At 45.9% G+C, this 17,452-nt stretch carries 12 protein-coding genes and 10 tRNA genes; all 22 read right to left on the bottom strand.

Annotated features, from left to right (window positions below):
* Positions 1–77: 77 nt before the first annotated feature.
* On the bottom strand, positions 78–596 hold the full coding sequence (luxS, locus tag AB4384_RS22915; protein ID WP_017056597.1) for an S-ribosylhomocysteine lyase: 519 nt from the start codon (positions 594–596) through the stop codon (positions 78–80).
* A gap of 24 nt (positions 597–620) precedes the next feature.
* The gene (locus tag AB4384_RS22910; RefSeq protein ID WP_017629422.1) at positions 621–1,271 is read right to left on the bottom strand and encodes a hypothetical protein; all 651 of its coding nucleotides are present in this window, start codon (positions 1,269–1,271) and stop codon (positions 621–623) included.
* A gap of 10 nt (positions 1,272–1,281) precedes the next feature.
* A complete protein-coding gene (gshA, locus tag AB4384_RS22905; RefSeq protein ID WP_017065776.1) occupies positions 1,282–2,850 on the bottom strand; it encodes a glutamate--cysteine ligase in 1,569 nt (522 codons plus the stop codon).
* Positions 2,851–2,949: 99 nt separating this feature from the next.
* A complete protein-coding gene (locus AB4384_RS22900; RefSeq protein WP_017063228.1) occupies positions 2,950–5,808 on the bottom strand; it encodes a pitrilysin family protein in 2,859 nt (952 codons plus the stop codon).
* 9 nt (positions 5,809–5,817) lie between these two features.
* A complete protein-coding gene (locus AB4384_RS22895; protein ID WP_017059555.1) occupies positions 5,818–6,279 on the bottom strand; it encodes a YqaA family protein in 462 nt (153 codons plus the stop codon).
* A gap of 6 nt (positions 6,280–6,285) precedes the next feature.
* Positions 6,286–7,239, bottom strand: coding sequence for an NADP-dependent oxidoreductase (locus tag AB4384_RS22890; RefSeq protein WP_102319878.1), 954 nt, complete (start codon positions 7,237–7,239; stop codon positions 6,286–6,288).
* 172 nt (positions 7,240–7,411) lie between these two features.
* Positions 7,412–8,542, bottom strand: coding sequence for a sodium ion-translocating decarboxylase subunit beta (locus AB4384_RS22885; protein ID WP_019825842.1), 1,131 nt, complete (start codon positions 8,540–8,542; stop codon positions 7,412–7,414).
* Positions 8,543–8,551: 9 nt separating this feature from the next.
* Positions 8,552–10,327, bottom strand: a complete 1,776-nt coding sequence (gene oadA, locus AB4384_RS22880; protein ID WP_372130152.1) for a sodium-extruding oxaloacetate decarboxylase subunit alpha — start codon at positions 10,325–10,327, stop codon at positions 8,552–8,554.
* Between the two features lie 31 nt (positions 10,328–10,358).
* Positions 10,359–10,616 (bottom strand): oxaloacetate decarboxylase subunit gamma, encoded by a 258-nt coding sequence (locus AB4384_RS22875; protein ID WP_004741884.1) that lies wholly within the window; start codon positions 10,614–10,616, stop codon positions 10,359–10,361.
* Between the two features lie 375 nt (positions 10,617–10,991).
* Positions 10,992–11,068 (bottom strand) — tRNA-Arg (locus AB4384_RS22870).
* Positions 11,069–11,149: 81 nt separating this feature from the next.
* A tRNA-Arg gene (locus tag AB4384_RS22865) sits at positions 11,150–11,226 on the bottom strand.
* A gap of 57 nt (positions 11,227–11,283) precedes the next feature.
* Positions 11,284–11,360, bottom strand: a tRNA-Arg gene (locus tag AB4384_RS22860).
* Positions 11,361–11,418: 58 nt separating this feature from the next.
* Positions 11,419–11,495, bottom strand: a tRNA-Arg gene (locus AB4384_RS22855).
* An 82-nt stretch (positions 11,496–11,577) separates the two neighbouring features.
* A tRNA-Arg gene (locus AB4384_RS22850) sits at positions 11,578–11,654 on the bottom strand.
* 80 nt (positions 11,655–11,734) lie between these two features.
* Positions 11,735–11,811 (bottom strand) — tRNA-Arg (locus AB4384_RS22845).
* 67 nt (positions 11,812–11,878) lie between these two features.
* A tRNA-Arg gene (locus tag AB4384_RS22840) sits at positions 11,879–11,955 on the bottom strand.
* Between the two features lie 89 nt (positions 11,956–12,044).
* Positions 12,045–12,137 (bottom strand) — tRNA-Ser (locus AB4384_RS22835).
* Positions 12,138–12,181: 44 nt separating this feature from the next.
* Positions 12,182–12,258: transfer RNA gene (locus AB4384_RS22830), tRNA-Arg, on the bottom strand.
* Positions 12,259–12,301: 43 nt separating this feature from the next.
* A tRNA-Ser gene (locus tag AB4384_RS22825) sits at positions 12,302–12,394 on the bottom strand.
* Positions 12,395–12,868: 474 nt separating this feature from the next.
* Positions 12,869–13,066 carry a carbon storage regulator CsrA gene (gene csrA, locus AB4384_RS22820; RefSeq protein WP_004415691.1) on the bottom strand — a complete coding sequence of 66 codons (198 nt, stop codon included), beginning with the start codon at positions 13,064–13,066 and terminating at the stop codon, positions 12,869–12,871.
* 92 nt (positions 13,067–13,158) lie between these two features.
* Positions 13,159–14,340 (bottom strand): aspartate kinase, encoded by a 1,182-nt coding sequence (locus tag AB4384_RS22815; RefSeq protein WP_017063224.1) that lies wholly within the window; start codon positions 14,338–14,340, stop codon positions 13,159–13,161.
* Positions 14,341–14,560: 220 nt separating this feature from the next.
* Entirely contained in the window at positions 14,561–17,143 is a 2,583-nt protein-coding gene (gene alaS / locus AB4384_RS22810; protein ID WP_017059024.1) for an alanine--tRNA ligase, read from the bottom strand.
* Between the last annotated feature and the right edge of the window lie 309 nt (positions 17,144–17,452).

Genomic DNA, 17,452 nt, shown 5'->3' with positions numbered 1-17,452 from the left:
TTAAACGATCGGCATTAGGTTCATTGAACCGGGCCTTTTAGTATCTAACTCGCCCTATCTAGGGTAGCTATCAATGACTAGTCGATCTTAAGCTCTTGCAGCATAGACTCTGGCAGTGCCAGTTCATCATTCTTGTTTACAGAGATGCCTGCAGCGATGATCGCATTCGCGATCTCTTTCGCTTCATCCAAAGAGTGCATTGCCGCGGTACCACATTGGTATTCGTTCAGCTCAGGGATCTTATTCTGGTTCTCAACTTTCAGTACGTCTTGCATCGCTGCCAACCAACCGTCAGCCACTTGTTGTTCTGTAGGCGTACCAATCAGGCTCATGTAGAAACCAGTGCGACAGCCCATCGGTGAGATATCGATGATCTCTACATCTGAACCGTTCAATTGATTACGCATGAAACCAGCATATAGGTGCTCTAGAGTATGGATACCTTTCTCAGATAGGATGTCTTTGTTTGGCGCAGTAAAACGCAGGTCAAACACAGTGATGGTATCCCCTTTTGGGGTTTGCATTGTTTTAGCAACACGAACGGCAGGTGCGTTCATGCGTGTGTGATCAACAGTGAAACTATCTAATAAAGGCATTGCTCTTCTCCATGACGGCTGGCTTTAGAAAAACCAGCTTCGATTGTCTTCTAGTTCTTTGCGGCACTGTTTCAGCTGCCATCCATAATCTTTTGCTTGCTGTTCGACTTTGCGCGCCACCTTAATTAGCGATGGCTTGCTGTTGTATGACTTACGCTTATAACCACCACGGCCTTCATGATAAGCCAGGTATTGGTTATATGGGTCCCATAGTGAGATGCCCAATTGACGACGCGTCTCGCTGGTATACCAACCGATGAACATCAATGCATCATCAAAGTTGGTTCTTGAACCACCGTTATTGGTCGCCTTTTGGAAGTCTTCCCAAGCAGGATCTTGAGCTTGTGCATAACCGTAGGCACTGCTTACACGCCCCCACGGTATAAAGCCAAGAATGTAATCTTTAGGTGGGCGCGCATCATGACGATAGCTACTCTCTTGTTTCACAAAAGCCATCGCAACGTTAATCGGCGTTCCCCATTCTTCTTGCATATCCAAGGCATCTTCATACCATGAAGGGTGCTCTCGAAAGATGCTACACAAATTATCTTGCTGCTTTGGCGGTGGCGTTGCACATCCAACCAACAGGCTAGAGACAACACCAACAGTCACTACAGGTAACCATTTACTACTCACTCGAGTAGGCTGACCTAATAAGGCTTGCTTCCTTTCCACCAAAGTCTCGCTATGCTTTTAAATACGAAAAATAATCCGCTAAGAAGCTATCAAAATCTTGAGTGCTTGCTTCTTCACTTTGTTGCTGAGCAATCACAGAACGTTGAACTTCTGCTTCCATCAACTCAGCTGAATATACTTTGTATTGGTGCGCTTTGTGTTGCTGAGCGTACGTTTTACCTAACGCGCAACCCACTTTACCTAAGCCGCCCAATTTTTTGGTCTCTTCTAGCAACTGGCCAGAAATAGTTAGCTCAGGGTTATCAATCCAAGCCTCAAGCGTATCGCATGTTTCTTGGTATGCACGACCACCTTGTTCAGCGTCCATCATCTCGGCAATAGAGCGCAGATCTTTGAAGACACGCTTCGCCCAATCTTGCAGAGACAATCGCTCACCATGACAACCGATTTGCAGCTCTAGACCAACCTGACGACCTTGTAGGATCACCTTGTTCCAGTTATCGCGCCAGCATTCAAGCTCGCAGTTATCCATCTCAGCAGAGTCCGTTAGCACACTCCACGTTAGGAATAAGTCTAGGAAGCGAACCTGCTGCTCATTGATACCAATTGAGCTGAATGGGTTTACATCTAAAGAACGAACCTCAATGTACTCAACACCACCGCGTGCCAATGCTTCAGATGGTTTCTCACCACTCTTCGCCACACGCTTAGGGCGGATTGGAGCGTAAAGCTCATTTTCAATTTGCAGTACGTTGCTATTCAACTGACGGTATTCACCATCAACCTTAGTGCCAATCTCGGCAAATTCTTCTGATGGTGTGCGAATCGCTTGATTCAAACCTTCAAGGTATTGGTCTAGGCTGTTGAAACCAATCTTCAACACACTTTGCGCACTGTTCGTGTAGCCAAGGTCGCTCAGGCGCAGTGCCGTTGCTTTTGGCAGATACAGTGTCTCGCCAATCTTTTCAAAAGGCAGGTTTGTCTCTCTTCCTTTGATGAAAGAAGAACATAGCGCAGGTGAAGCACCGAAGAAGTATGGGATTAACCAACCAAAGCGGTAGTAGTTACGAATCAAACCAAAGTAAGCATCTGACTTAGATTCACAACGCGCTTCTTCAGTTTGCTCTCCAAACAGGCTATCCCAAAAGCTTTCTGGGAAAGAGAAGTTGAAGTGAACACCAGAGATAATCTGCATCAGGCTACCGTAACGACGTTTTAGGCCTTCACGATATAGGGTCTTCATCTTACCGTTATTCGAGGTGCCGTATTGCGCTAGCTGAATGTAATCTTCACTGCCAACGTAACAAGGCATAGAAAGCGGCCATAGTTTTTCGCCGTCTAACTTGGTTTGCGTGAAGTGGTGGATATCAGACAACTGATTCAAAAGCGTCGGAACGTCGTTAGAAACAGGCGTGATAAATTCCAGTAGCGACTCAGAGAAATCGGTCGTTACCCATTCGTTCATCAACGCAGATCCCAAAGCCTCAGGGTGCGGCTCAGTAGCAAGGTGCCCATCTTCCGTGTAGCGTAATGTTTCCCTTTCAACACCACGACCAAATTGAGAGAAGGTCTTAGGGTTGGTTGCAACTTGCTTTAGTCGCGCAGCAAAATCAGTCAAAATTCAGTTCACTTATCTTATATTGTTCTGATTAGAACTATCATAAATTAGGTTGGAGGAGAAAAGTAGAGTCTCTTCCCTCCCCCTTTAATGTGTACTCTAACGAATGATTTCAAGCTCTTCTATTGGAATATCTAACTTTTCTAATTGCGGGCGGAGCGAAGTCGCGTCACCAACAACGATTATTTGATAATCATTCGGGTCAAACCATTTCTTAGATAGCTCGTTTAAGGTCTCTTTTGAAACCGTTTCAACTATCTGATTACGCTGTTGTAGGTAATCTTCATCAAGGCTCAATGCAACAATATTACTCAACAACCCCGCCTTTTGACTTGGCGTTTCGTATTTAAGTGCATCTTGTTGACCGACGGCAAGGCGCATAAATTTCACCTCTTCGTCAGTTAATCCACTTTGGCTAAACTCATTCAGCTCATTAATAAACTCTTGAATCGATGGAACCGTCGCATTCGCCCTTACCTGCGCGCTAAATACCACTGCGCCAGTTTCACGAGTACTTGCGAAGTAACCGCTTGCACCGTAAGTGTAGGCTTTGTCTTCACGTAGGTTCTGGTTGATACGGCTATTGAAGTTGCCCGCTAAGTTAAAGTTAGCTAACTGGCTCAAATACAATTCGCCCGTCGCATCAAACGGCAGGCCCTTACGAACCAAGCGAACAATGCTTTGCGGCGCACCCGGTTTATCAACTAAGTACAGGTGCTGACCAGAAAGCTCTTTAACGATCTGTGGACGCGTTAATGGTGCCGCATCGCCTTGCCACTCTTCAAAGAATTGTAGCTGTTTCCCTACCTCTTTCTTCGAGATGTCTCCCACCACAACAATATTGGCACCTTCTGGTGTGTAATGTTGCGCATAGAATTTTTTCACATCGTCTAAGGTCAATTTCGATAGAGATTCCTTAGTACCATCACTTGCACGAGCAAAAACAGTGTCACCAAACAGCACTTCACGGGTTGCTTGAGAAGCCATCCAGCTTGGCTGCTGATGCTGATACACAACGCCTTCTAGCATCTGTTTCTTAACGCGCTCAAAATCTTGCTCATCGAACTTAGGATCGAATAGAACCTCTTGCACAATCGCTAAGGTTTGAGGCAAGTTTTTCTCTAGCGTCGAGACTGAAATATCTGTGGTGTAGCTGCCCGCACTAATGCTCACGCTGCTACCAAGTTTATCTAAGGTCGCTTGTAACTCTTCAACGGTTCGTTTAGTTGAGCCTTCTTCCATCATCGAAGCCGTTAGGTTCGCTAGGCCTTCTTGCCCTTTGCGAACATAGCGTTCGCCTGCAGGCAATTGAATTTGCAGCTGTACTGTCGGCGTTTCACTGGTCACGGTACCAATTAAGTCAGTGCCATTTGCAAAGTGCATGCGGTACAACTCAGGCATGGTCGCCTCAACACCAAAGTTCACTTCTGGCATCACACTGCGATCAAAGGTATCCGGTGCCTTTCTGAAATCCAGTTGATCTTCCGTCACCTTGCTGTATTCCGGCAACGTACGTGGTGGCGTGGTAAAGGTCGCTTCACGAACCGCCAAATCGAGCTTTTTCTTAGGAACCACACTCAAGGTAACCTTGTGCTTACCTTCGATGAAATCTTGGTATGCCTTGCTCACGCTCTCAGGCGTCACCGCTCGGATTTGATCGAGTTGTGATTCAATGCGATCAGGCTGACCATAGAAGGTTTGGTTCGACGCGAGTTGCGACACCTTACCTTTAACGCTTTGCAATGCAAAAACAGCATTCGCTTCGGCCATGCCAGTGATCTGGTCTAAACGCTCTTGCTCAACGCCCTCTTTCGAGAATTGCTCCAGGGTATCCATCAGCTCTTTATTGAGAACCGTCAAATCGCCTTTTTCACCTGAGTTGCCCATTGCATACACGTACATGGTACACGCCAACTCAGCACAATCATGGAAAGAGCCAGCGCTGACGGCCTTCTGCGTTTTTACGAGGTTTTGATATAGGTAACTGTTGGTACCTGAACCTAACACGTTAGACAATGCATTCAGTGAAGCTTGCGTCTCTTCACCGCGATACGTTGTTGGCCACCCCACCAGCACCATCGGCTGACGAATATTGTCTTCTAAGGTGATGTATTTATCTTCTGTTAGAACAGCAGGTTGCTTCTCTGCCGCCTTCACTTCAGGGCCTTGAGGAATTGAACCAAAGTACTTGTTAACCCATTCTAGCGTGTCATCAACGTCGATATCACCACCAATCGTTAACACGGCATTGTTTGGGCCGTACCAACGCAGGAAGAACGCTTTAAGATCATTCACGTCAACACGGTCAAGATCTTCAACATAGCCGATTGGTTGCCAAGAGTAAGGGTGACCTTCAGGGTAAAGCGCTTCGCCCATGCGTTCCCACATCAAGCCGTAAGGACGATTTTCGTAGCTCTGCGCTCGCTCGTTCTTGACCGTGCCTCTTTGAACCTCAAATTTCTTCTGAGAAACAGCATCCAACAAGAAGCCCATTCGGTCTGATTCTAACCACAACATTTTCTCAAGTTGGTTAGAAGGAACAGTTTCAAAATAGTTGGTGCGGTCACGGTTGGTCGTGCCGTTTAACGAGCCACCCGCTTCGGTAATGATCTTAAAGTGCTGTTGGTCACCAACGTTCTCTGAACCCTGGAACATCATGTGCTCAAAGAAGTGAGCAAATCCCGACTTGCCTATCTCTTCACGTGCTGAACCGACGTGATAAGTTACATCAACATGCACCAACGGATCGGAATCATCAGGGGAAAGAATAACTGTCAGACCGTTTTCAAGCTGATACTTGGTGTAAGGAATCACTACTTTATCTTTAGAGGGCTTAACCTCTTCTAACAGAGTGACACCTTCAGGTAACGAGGAAAAGAAGGGCGTTGAGCTAGGTACATTGTAAGAACAGCCAGCAATGGCGATAAGAGAAAATGTACCAAGTAAAACCTTTTTCATAGGTTCTCCTTAGAAAAAACCGAAGTAGATAGCAGCAAGTAAGCTATAGCGAGCGGCTTTGCCAATCGCTATCAAAATAACGCTAGGGATGAATTTCATTCTTAGCCAACCCGCAGCGAGACACAAAGGGTCACCAATGATCGGTAACCAACTAAATAACAGTGTCCAGTAGCCATAGCGACTCAGCCAAGCCATAGCCTTATGACCATGCTTTTCAGATTGAGTTCGATTAGGCAACCACAAACCAATCCAATAGTTAGTCAGGCCGCCTAAGGTATTGCCTAATGTCGCCACTAGAATGATCGATGAGGTTGAAAACTGATCTAAGCTCAATGCAGCCACAAGGCTAGCTTCTGAACCACCGGGGAGTAACGTGGCACTCAAGAAGCCACTAATGAAGAGTACCCACAGCGCCGAGTCCGAGAACCACAGCGCGATATTTTCAAAAAGGGAGTTAAAAAATTCTAACACTGCCTATCAACTTTCTTGCATTTTAAGTAGCACCTTGCCTCTGGTGTGTCCGGTTTCAACCTGCAGGTGCGCCGACTGCGCCTCGTCTAATTGGTAGATACCTTGAATTTCTGTTTTGAGTAATCCGACACTGACCATGTAAAGCATAGTGTCCATTTGCTCAGGGCTTGGTTCAACCAGCATGCCTGATGCAGTAAAACCTAATAGTGTGGCTTTTTCGCAGATAAGTTCTGCAGATAGAGTCGGCACAGTCACGACTCGCGCGTCATCTTTTAGGCACTTCAATGCATCAAGCGCGGTATCGCCGCCGACCAAGTCAATCAACACATCGACATCAGATACTCTTTCTGATGCTGGTGCAAACTTATAGTTAATCGCGTGAGCACCTAGCGTCGCAAGGTAATCAAGATTGGCTTCGCTGCAGGTTGTGTAAACCTCAGCTTTTGCTGCCACTGCAATTTGAACCGCAAGGTGACCAACGCCGCCCGCGCCTGCTAAAATAAGCACGCGGTCGCCTTCTTTCACTTCGGCTTTGTTGAGCGCTTGTGCCGCTGTTTGACTCGCAAGTGGTAATGCAGCTGCCGCTTCTAGAGTGACAGAATCAGGAACCATACTTAATGCAGCTTCTGGAACACACACATATTGGCTGTAACCGCCACCTTGCAGTGGAAAACCAATAAAGCCAGCCACGTTATCACCAACAGTAAAGCGTTCAGCCTGTTCGCCTAGCGAGACAATTTGCCCTGAAATATCGTAGCCAGGTACCCAAGGTAGGTTATCTTTGTTTTGTGCTGCCGCCCAACCAAGGCCCGCTCGGGTTTTGACATCAATCGGATTAATGCCTGAAAAGGAAACTTTAACCACCACTTCTCCAGCCTTAGGCTCAGGGATCGCACTGGTTTGAATACTTAGGTTTTCGACGCCGCCGAATTGAGTAATCGCAATCTGTTTATTTTCCATTTCCACATTTCCTTGATTGATAAAAGCCCTAGTGAGCAAGCACCCTAATTAATAAAAAGAAAGGGATGCGAAAGCATCCCTTTGACTATAAACCATTTAATAAGGCTAAGTTAACCGCTCATTCGTAAATTGACGACCAATTAACGTAACGATACATGACCCAGCAAATCCACTAGCCCACGAGAGCTAATAGAATACCCGCCGCAACCGCACTACCAAGTACACCGGCTACGTTCGGGCCCATTGCATGCATCAACAAGAAGTTCTGAGGGTTTGCCTCAAGACCAACCTTGTTCACAACACGTGCCGCCATTGGAACCGCTGATACGCCAGCTGCGCCAATCAGTGGGTTGATGTCCTCTTTCGAGAATCGGTTCAACACCTTAGCCATCAATACACCACCCGCCGTACCGATACTGAACGCGACCGCACCTAAACCTAGAATACCCAATGTTTCTAAGTTCAAGAACGTATCCGCTTGAAGCTTAGAACCAACCCCTAGACCTAGGAAAATAGTTACAACGTTAATCAGTTCGTTTTGAGCTGTTTTTGAAAGGCGATCAACCACACCCGCTTCACGCATTAAGTTACCCAAACAGAACATACCAACTAGAGGTGTTGCTGAAGGTAGGAACAAAATCGTCATCAGTAGTACAGCAAGCGGGAAAAGAATCTTCTCGGCTTTGCTAACGTGACGAAGTTGAGCCATCTTAATTTTGCGCTCTTCAGGAGACGTTAACGCTTTCATGATTGGTGGCTGAATGATCGGAACCAAAGCCATGTAGCTATAAGCCGCTACTGCAATGGCACCTAAAAGATCCGGAGATAACTTACTCGCCAAGAAGATCGCAGTTGGGCCATCGGCACCACCAATGATCGCAATTGACGAAGCATCGGCCATCGAGAACTCCATTCCTGGAACGTAGTTCAGCAAGATCGCGCCAAATAGCGTCGCGAAGATACCAAACTGAGCCGCAGCCCCTAGCCACAACGTTTTAGGGTTCGCAATCAACGCACCGAAGTCCGTCATCGCACCAACACCCATAAAGATCAGCAGTGGGAAAATACCTGTCTCAATACCAATGTAGTAGACGTAGTAGAGCAAACCACCTGGATCAGTAAACCCAGCATTTGGAATGTTTGCTAATACAGCACCAAAACCAATAGGCAGTAGAAGTAACGGTTCAAATCCTTTACGAATTGCCAAAAACAACAGTAAGCAACCAACCAGCATCATACAGATCTGGCCGAACTCAAAGTTCGCAATCCCTGTTTCAGACCATAAGGTCATCAATCCTTCCATGGTACTCCCTTACGCTAAGCTTAGTAGTGGAGCGCCTACAGTAACTGCATCGCCTTCTTTAACATTCAATTCTTGAACGATACCACCACGAGCAGCACGAACTTCCGTTTCCATCTTCATCGCTTCTAGGATTAGTAGAACGTCGCCTTCAGAAACCTCAGTACCCGCCTGAACGTTTACTTTAAAGATGTTACCCGCCAATGGAGCTGGAACCGCTTCAGCGTCAGACGCTGCTACTGGTGCAGCCTGAGCAGGTTTTGCAGATGGCGCCACCGATGTCAGTTCACCTTGTGGGCCAACTTCAACATCGTAAACTTGACCATCAACCTTCACGCTGTAGCTTTCAATACCACCAGAAGCTTGTACAGGAGCTGCAGCAACTGGAGCCGCAACTTCTAGCGTTGGTGCAGGTTCAAATGCTTCAGGATTACGACGGTTCTTAAGAAACTTAAGACCCACTTGTGGGAAGAGCGCGTAAGTCAGTACATCATCAACCGTATCTTCAGCTAGAGAGATACCCTCTGATTTCGCTTTCTCTAACAGATCCGTCGTTAACATATCCATTTCAGACTTAAGTAAATCAGCAGGACGACAAGTAATCGGCTCTGCACCGTCTAGAACTTTCGCTTGCAGTTCAGCATCCACTTCAGCAGGAGCTTGACCGTATTCACCTTTCAGTAGACCAGCAGTCTCTTTCGTGATGCTCTTATAGCGTTCGCCCGTTAAGACGTTAATAACCGCTTGAGTACCGACAATCTGAGAAGTTGGTGTTACTAAAGGAATGTAACCAAGCTCTTTACGTACGCGTGGGATCTCTTCTAGAACTTCATCCATGCGATCGGCGGCGCCTTGCTCTTTAAGCTGGCCTTCCATGTTAGTTAACATTCCGCCAGGAACTTGAGCGATTAAGATGCGAGAATCGACACCTTTTAGCTGACCTTCCCATTTCGCGTACTTTTTACGTACATCACGGAAGTAAGCCGCGATGGGTTCGATTTGGTCTAGTTTAAGATTCGTGTCGCGCTCTGTACCTTCTAACATCGCAACAACCGTTTCGGTTGGCGTATGACCGTAAGTACAGCTCATTGAAGAAATAGCGGTATCTAGAATGTCGATACCCGCTTCAACGGCTTTAACCGCTGTTGCAGTCGATAGACCAGTTGTCGCGTGGCTATGCAGTGCCAGAGGAACGTCACACGATGCTTTGATACGTGTAATCAGCTCTTCTGCTTCATACGGCTTTAATAAACCTGACATATCTTTGATACATAGTGAGTGACAACCTAGGTCCTCTAGGCGCTTAGCCAAATCAACCCAAGTATCTGAATTGTGGACCGGACTGGTTGTGTAAGACAACGTACCTTGAGCGTGGCCACCAACGTCGATCGTTGCTTTCACTGCTTTTTCAAAGTTACGCACGTCATTCATCGCATCAAAGATACGGAATACGTCCATGCCGTTTTTATGGGCACGTTCAACAAATTTTTCTACTACATCATCCGCGTAGTGACGGTAGCCCAATAGGTTTTGACCACGCAGTAGCATCTGCATTGGTGTGTTTGGCATCGCTTTTTTCAGCTCACGCAAACGCTCCCATGGATCCTCGCCAAGAAAACGGATACACGAATCAAACGTCGCGCCGCCCCAAGTCTCAAGTGACCAGTAACCGACTTTATCCAGTTCTGCCGCAATTGGCAGCATATCTTCGATACGCATACGAGTAGCAAATAGTGACTGGTGCGCGTCACGAAGTACCACATCTGTGATAGCTAGTGGTTTAGACATGCTCATAAACTCCTTTTTAATCCTTTAAATACTACTTAGCAGTAGACGCACGGTATTGATGAACCGCGGCCGAAATTGCAGCCACTACCTGTGGACTAACAGCTGAAGGGTTTGATTGTGATTTTTGAATTTTTTTAGGTGCTGCGATCGGCTCTGGTACTTCTTCTGGTACCAGTTTTGACATCAACCGAACGAGGTAAACTAGAATAGTTAGGAAAATAAAGACAACGGACATCCCCGTTATCATTAGAGTCGCCGCATCTCCTAGCAGGCTTCCAATATTAGTCATGTTGCTTCCTTTCTTCGTCATCCTGACATACGTACAGGATTTCAGCGAATAGTGATCCCGACCCATGGATTATCTCGATTGGTAAAAGTTTGTCAATTTTGTTTAAGGTTCTGTTACGGATAACGCACACATAAGGTTAATTATTCGCCTATCAGATCACATAAATCTGTCAAATACGTCATTTTTAGATATTTAAACTGTGACTTAAACGGGGCTTTTCTGGGAATTGATATGAGAAAGGTGGAATAACAAAGAAGCAATCAAGAACTACTTTAAATACAACAAGTTAAACAACGAACAAATTTAACATTGTCGCAACAAATTTGCAGCAGACATAAAAAAAGCCTCGTATAAACGAGGCTTTTTCTAATAATGTGGCGCGCTCTGGAGGATTCGAACCTCCGACCGCCTGGTTCGTAGCCAGGTACTCTATCCAGCTGAGCTAAGAGCGCACGGTTTTAATATCAATTCATTGTTACTAACAACAGATCAATATAAGGATTTCATTCTTATAAGAAAAAAGCCCTAAATAGTGGCGCGTCCTGGAGGATTCGAACCTCCGACCGCCTGGTTCGTAGCCAGGTACTCTATCCAGCTGAGCTAAGGACGCACGGTTTTCGATATCAGTATTTCCAATATCAGGAGTTCACAAGGAAACCCTAAAGAGTGGCGCGTCCTGGAGGATTCGAACCTCCGACCGCCTGGTTCGTAGCCAGGTACTCTATCCAGCTGAGCTAAGGACGCGCAGTTTTCGATATCGGTATCCCCAATATCAGGGGTTCATAAAAGAAACCCTAAATAGTGGCGCGCTCTGGAGGATTCGAACCTCCGACCGCCTGGTTCGTAGCCAGGTACTCTATCCAGCTGAGCTAAGAGCGCACGGTTTTAGTATCAATTCGTTGTAAACAACAACAACTCAATACAAGGATTTCTGTTCTTATAAGAAAGAAGCCCTAAATAGTGGCGCGTCCTGGAGGATTCGAACCTCCGACCGCCTGGTTCGTAGCCAGGTACTCTATCCAGCTGAGCTAAGGACGCACGGTTTTTGATATTAATTCTCGACGAACGATTTATCAATATCAGGATTCACATTCTTATAAGAACTAAACCCTAAATAATGGCGCGCTCTGGAGGATTCGAACCTCCGACCGCCTGGTTCGTAGCCAGGTACTCTATCCAGCTGAGCTAAGAGCGCACGGTTTTAGTATCAACTTAGTCAATACAAGGACTTTCATTCTTAAAAGAAATAAACCCTTAAATAGTGGCGCGTCCTGGAGGATTCGAACCTCCGACCGCCTGGTTCGTAGCCAGGTACTCTATCCAGCTGAGCTAAGGACGCACGGTGTTCATTCATTAAGAATGAAGTTGTGAAATATATCACATTCTTCTTGCTACGAAGAAAAAAAAAGGCCATCGGCCTGTAATGAATGGCGGTGAGGGAGGGATTCGAACCCTCGATGCAGCTACAAACCACATACTCCCTTAGCAGGGGAGCGCCTTCGGCCACTCGGCCACCTCACCTAATTCATTATTCTCAAATCACTTACAAGTAAGAGAAGAGAGAATGGCGCGTCCTGGAGGATTCGAACCTCCGACCGCCTGGTTCGTAGCCAGGTACTCTATCCAGCTGAGCTAAGGACGCACATTTACATTGTCTAAATTGCTAATTTTAGACTCGCAAGAAATGGCGGTGAGGGAGGGATTCGAACCCTCGATGCAGCTACAAACCACATACTCCCTTAGCAGGGGAGCGCCTTCGGCCTCTCGGCCACCTCACCGTCTTGCGGAGGCACATATTACGTTTTACCGAAAATATGTCAAACACTTTATTGAAAAAAATTGGACAAAAACACTCAACCGTTTGCTATTTAATCAAAGCGCTTGCAAATTGAACTTATAAGATTCAAATCGCGCTTTTTCCCTTAAAAATTAAGGTGAAAGATTGGCAATAATAAACAGCCGAAAACAATTATCTAATTTCTCCAGCAGCAAGTGCTACTGCTGATGGCACAATACTACGGGATGCGTATTTTCGCCATAGGGGAAGCGAATAAATCTTGAGTTTTGCCAAACAAAATACAGAGCAACAGTTCTGTTCAACCTTGTCTGTATCTCGCAGCATCACAAAGCATTCACTTCACCACTTTGAGACCGATCCGTTATCCAACCCATCTATGTCCCAATCAGTGTTTCGGTTCCCCAAGATCAAAAAAGGCTAGCAACAATGCTAGCCTCTTCTCTACGCAAAAGTATTAGTAGTTGCCAGATGCAACGTTACCATTACCTTTTTCAGCTTGAATGCGCATGTAGATCTCTTCACGGTGAACAGATACTTCTTTAGGTGCGTTAACACCGATACGTACTTGGTTACCTTTAACGCCTAGTACAGTAACTGTTACTTCATCACCAATCATCAGTGTTTCGCCAACGCGGCGAGTCAAAATTAGCATTCTTTGCTCCTTGAGTAATCTCTAAATTTATCTAGCTACGAGAGCATTATCCAACAAAAGTTATATTTTCGTAAACTATCGATTGAGTTTATTTAACCAAAATGCACTTCTTTTTTAGGATAACCCTGTGTTTCACGCGCTACGATGTATGCATTGTGTAATATGTTAGCAGCCATATCGACTTGCGTTGGTGATATCACCAAAGTTAAAGACTGCTGCTGCAATAAGTGATGCTGTACATCAATTTCGCCTTCAGACAACAATCCATGTGAACTGACCACAATTTCTTGTGTTCGGCTTCCTACCACAGTTAACAAACTAACCTGTTCACTATTACGGATTTTCTCAGCAAAAACTAGTTTTAATTTGGCACTTATGTCTTGTTTAATAATGAGTGCTGCCCGTTCTGTTTCCTCGATCACACTACAGACTTCGATCCCCAACAGTTGGCAATGTGAAATGAAAGACGGTAAATCTTCATTCAAACACTCGATACGCACCATATCTCTTTGGATGGCGATGCCAGCAATATCATTCAAACACTGATTACCCGCGATCAATGTGCCTTCGCCTTGTTCAAAGCTTGAAAGCACTCGCAATGACACGTTGTGCTGCCATGCATACTGAACACAAGGAAGGTGCAATACCTTAGCGCCTCGGCGAGCCATCTCTTCCATAGAAGGAAAGTCTAAAGTATCTAATTTCTGAGATTGTTTTACGACTCTAGGGTCACAAGAGTAAACACCATCTACATCAGTATAGATCTGGCATTCTTTCGCCTGCAAGGCACCTGCAAGCGCGACCGCTGTAGTATCTGAACCACCGCGGCCTAATGTCGTGATATCACCTTTCGCATTGAATCCTTGAAAGCCTGCAACAATAACAATCTGGTTGTCATCTAGCAGAGCTTGAATCGGAGCAGTATCAATACGCTCAATCGCTGCATTATTATGATTAGAATCCGTGTGTATCTTGGCTTGATAGCCAGTCATCGATGTCGCTTCATAACCTAACTTGTGTAACGTCATTGCTAACAAGGCCATGGAAACTTGCTCGCCAGCCGTTAACAACACATCCAGTTCTCTAGCGTTTGGTACGCTATCAACTTGCGTGGCTAAATTAACTAACCGATTTGTTTCACCAGACATAGCAGAAACGACAACCACGATCTGGTTCCCTTCATTTTTCGCTTCAATGATTTTTTCTGCTACATGATGGATTCGTTCAATTGAACCCACCGACGTTCCACCAAATTTCTGCACGATAAGAGGCATTTTCACCCGTCCTCACCTTCCCAAGACCAATGTCTATATATGACAAAAAAACACACACTCCGCGTCAGGGCGAAGCAATAAAAAATTAACCAAGGAGTCTAACGCCACCATTAGACTTCTTGGTTAATCTCAATCAAACCTTGTTTAAACACACTTCCAATAGGCAAAATAAAAGATGCCCAATCAACTGATTGGGCATCTTTGTATCAATTACTTAAGCTTAAAGACGCTCTTCTAGCCAAGTACGCACAGATTTAAGCGCTTCTGGCAGTGCTGCAACGTCTGTACCGCCCGCTTGAGCCATATCTGGACGACCGCCGCCTTTACCGCCAACTTGCTCAGCAACCATCTTGACGAGATCACCCGCTTTTACTTTGCCGATTAGGTCTTTGGTTACACCAGCAATCAAGCCAACTTTACCGTCTGCTACGTTCGCGATCAGGATGATGCCGCTACCTACTTGGTTTTTAGCGTTATCAACCATAGTACGTAGGTTCTTGTTGTCTGCGCCTTCAATTGCAGCAACCAAAACTTTAGTACCAGAGATGTCTTCTACTTTGCCCATGATGTTTGCGCTTTCTGCAGCAGCCATCTTTTCTTTAAGCAGTTGGATTTCTTTCTCTAGCGATTTCGCTTTCTTAGCTGACTCAGCCAGTTTCTCTTCGTAAGCGTTAGCTTGAGCTTCTACTGCATCTAGTGCAGCTTCACCTGTTACCGCTTCAATACGACGAATACCCGCAGCAATACCACCTTCAGAAGTGATCTTGAATAGGCCGATATCACCTGTGTTTGAAGCGTGGATACCACCACAAAGTTCAGTAGAGAAATCGCCCATAGATAGAACGCGAACTTCATCATCGTACTTCTCGCCAAACAGTGCCATTGCACCTTTTTCTTTCGCTGACTCGATGTCCATGATGTTCGTTTCAATCACATGGTTCTTACGAACTTGTGCGTTAACTAGACGCTCTACTTCTTTAATCTGTGCTGGTGTTACCGCTTCAAGGTTAGAGAAGTCAAAACGTAGGTTATCTGGCTTAACTAAAGAACCTTTCTGAGCAACGTGCTCACCTAGCACTTCGCGCAATGCAGAGTGAAGTAAGTGAGTGGCAGAGTGGTTTAGTGAGATAGCAGCTCGACGCTCAGCGTCAACCGTTGCTTCTACTTTATCGCCCTTAGCAAATACACCTTCAACTAGCTCACCGTGGTGCGCAAATGCGTTACCTAGCTTCTGAGTGTCTTGTACTTTGAAAAGACCCGACGCTGTTTTTAGTGTACCAGCATCACCACATTGACCGCCTGACTCAGCGTAGAATGGTGTCTCTTCAAGGATGATGATTGCTTTGTCGCCAGCCGATAGTGAAGATACTTCTTCGCCGTCAACGAATAGCGCAGAGATTTCACCAGCACCTTCAGTTGCTGTGTAACCACAGAACTCAGTGTTGGTGTCTACTTTGATTGTCGCGTTGTAATCCGTGCCGAATTGGCCTGCTTCACGTGCACGCTTACGCTGTGCTTCCATCGCCTTCTCAAAGCCTTCTTCATCGATAGTAAAATCGCGTTCGCGAGCTACATCGTTAGTAAGGTCAGCTGGGAAGCCGTATGTATCGTAAAGTTTGAAAACTGTTTCGCCGTCAAGCTCTTTGCCTTCAAGTGCATCTAGTGCGTCATTAAGAATAACCATGCCGCGCTCTAGCGTACGACCAAAGTTCTCTTCCTCAATGCGAAGTACTTTTTCAACCAGCTCTTGCTGTTTCTTAAGTTCATCTGCCGCAGAGCCCATCACTTCAGCCAGTACGCCCACAAGTTTGTGGAAGAACACGCCTTGTGCGCCAAGCTTGTTACCGTGACGAACTGCACGACGGATGATACGACGTAGAACGTAGCCACGACCTTCGTTTGAAGGCATAACACCGTCAGCAATTAGGAATGAACAAGAACGGATGTGGTCAGCAATAACGCGTAGCGATTGGTTAGATAGATCGTCATGACCAACAACTTCCGCAGTCGCTTTGATTAGCTTTTGGAATACATCAATTTCGTAGTTAGAGTGAACGCCCTGCATGATTGCAGAAATACGCTCAATACCCATACCTGTATCTACAGCAGGCTTAGGTAGCGGTTCCATTGTGCCGTCAGCGTGACGGTTGAACTGCATGAATACGTTGTTCCAGATCTCGATGAAACGGTCACCATCTTCTTCAGGTGTACCAGGACGGCCGCCCCAGATGTGCTCACCGTGATCGTAGAAGATTTCAGTACATGGACCACAAGGACCTGTGTCACCCATCGTCCAGAAGTTATCAGACTCGAACTGTTTACCGCCTTCTTTGTCGCCAATGCGAACGATACGGTCAGCAGGAACACCTACTTTCTTGTTCCAGATATCGAATGCTTCATCATCTGTCTCGTATACCGTTACCAGCAGGCGGTCTTTTGGCAGTTGAAGAGTTTCAGTCAGGAATTCCCAAGCAAATCCAATCGCTTCTTCTTTGAAGTAGTCGCCAAAGCTGAAGTTGCCTAGCATTTCGAAGAACGTGTGGTGACGAGCCGTGAAACCTACGTTTTCAAGGTCATTGTGTTTACCACCCGCACGTACACAACGCTGAGCCGTAGTTGCTCGAGTGTAGGCACGCTTTTCGGCGCCTAAGAAGCAATCTTTGAATTGGTTCATACCTGCGTTAGTAAATAGCAGGGTTGGATCGTTATGTGGAACTAACGATGAACTGTCTACGATTTGGTGTTCTTTGCTCTCAAAGAACTTAAGGAACGCGTTGCGAACCTCATCAGTGCTCATGTACATGCAGCTCTTCCTGAAAATAGTCGAGTTAGAATTTTGCCGTATTGTAGATCATGGTTAAGGCTTCGACTAGTTTTCTTGTAGAAAAGACACCCTTGGGCAGGATTTTAGTGGGAATTCGATAAAATGAAGAATATTCCACTATATCTTGCCGTGGAAAAGCAGAACTAAATTGACGACCTAGTACCGAAGAAACTCAGTCAACGAGAGAGATTTGACCAAAGACATGCTCGACGGAGCAGATCCAATAAAAAAGCCCCGCATAAAATATGCGAGGCTTTAAATTCTTTCAATGTCCCGTCCTGAAATGTG

It is taken from the genome of Vibrio sp. 10N.261.51.A4 (assembly GCF_041471945.1).
Taxonomy (GTDB): domain Bacteria; phylum Pseudomonadota; class Gammaproteobacteria; order Enterobacterales; family Vibrionaceae; genus Vibrio; species Vibrio crassostreae_C.
The sequence above is the reverse complement of the archived record's forward strand: the minus strand, read 5'-3'. Positions and strand labels throughout refer to the sequence as shown.

Excerpts from the sequence above, each read along its gene's own strand:
- luxS (WP_017056597.1), bottom strand. The coding sequence starts at position 596 with ATGCCTTTATTAGATAGTTTCACTGTTGATCACACACGCATGAACGCA.
- AB4384_RS22900 (WP_017063228.1), bottom strand. The coding sequence starts at position 5,808 with ATGAAAAAGGTTTTACTTGGTACATTTTCTCTTATCGCCATTGCTGGC.
- AB4384_RS22890 (WP_102319878.1), bottom strand. The coding sequence starts at position 7,239 with ATGGAAAATAAACAGATTGCGATTACTCAATTCGGCGGCGTCGAAAAC.
- AB4384_RS22885 (WP_019825842.1), bottom strand. The coding sequence starts at position 8,542 with ATGGAAGGATTGATGACCTTATGGTCTGAAACAGGGATTGCGAACTTT.
- oadA (WP_372130152.1), bottom strand. The coding sequence starts at position 10,327 with ATGTCTAAACCACTAGCTATCACAGATGTGGTACTTCGTGACGCGCAC.
- AB4384_RS22875 (WP_004741884.1), bottom strand. The coding sequence starts at position 10,616 with ATGACTAATATTGGAAGCCTGCTAGGAGATGCGGCGACTCTAATGATA.
- csrA (WP_004415691.1), bottom strand. The coding sequence starts at position 13,066 with ATGCTAATTTTGACTCGCCGCGTTGGCGAAACACTGATGATTGGTGAT.
- AB4384_RS22815 (WP_017063224.1), bottom strand. The coding sequence starts at position 14,340 with ATGCCTCTTATCGTGCAGAAATTTGGTGGAACGTCGGTGGGTTCAATT.
- alaS (WP_017059024.1), bottom strand. The coding sequence starts at position 17,143 with ATGTACATGAGCACTGATGAGGTTCGCAACGCGTTCCTTAAGTTCTTT.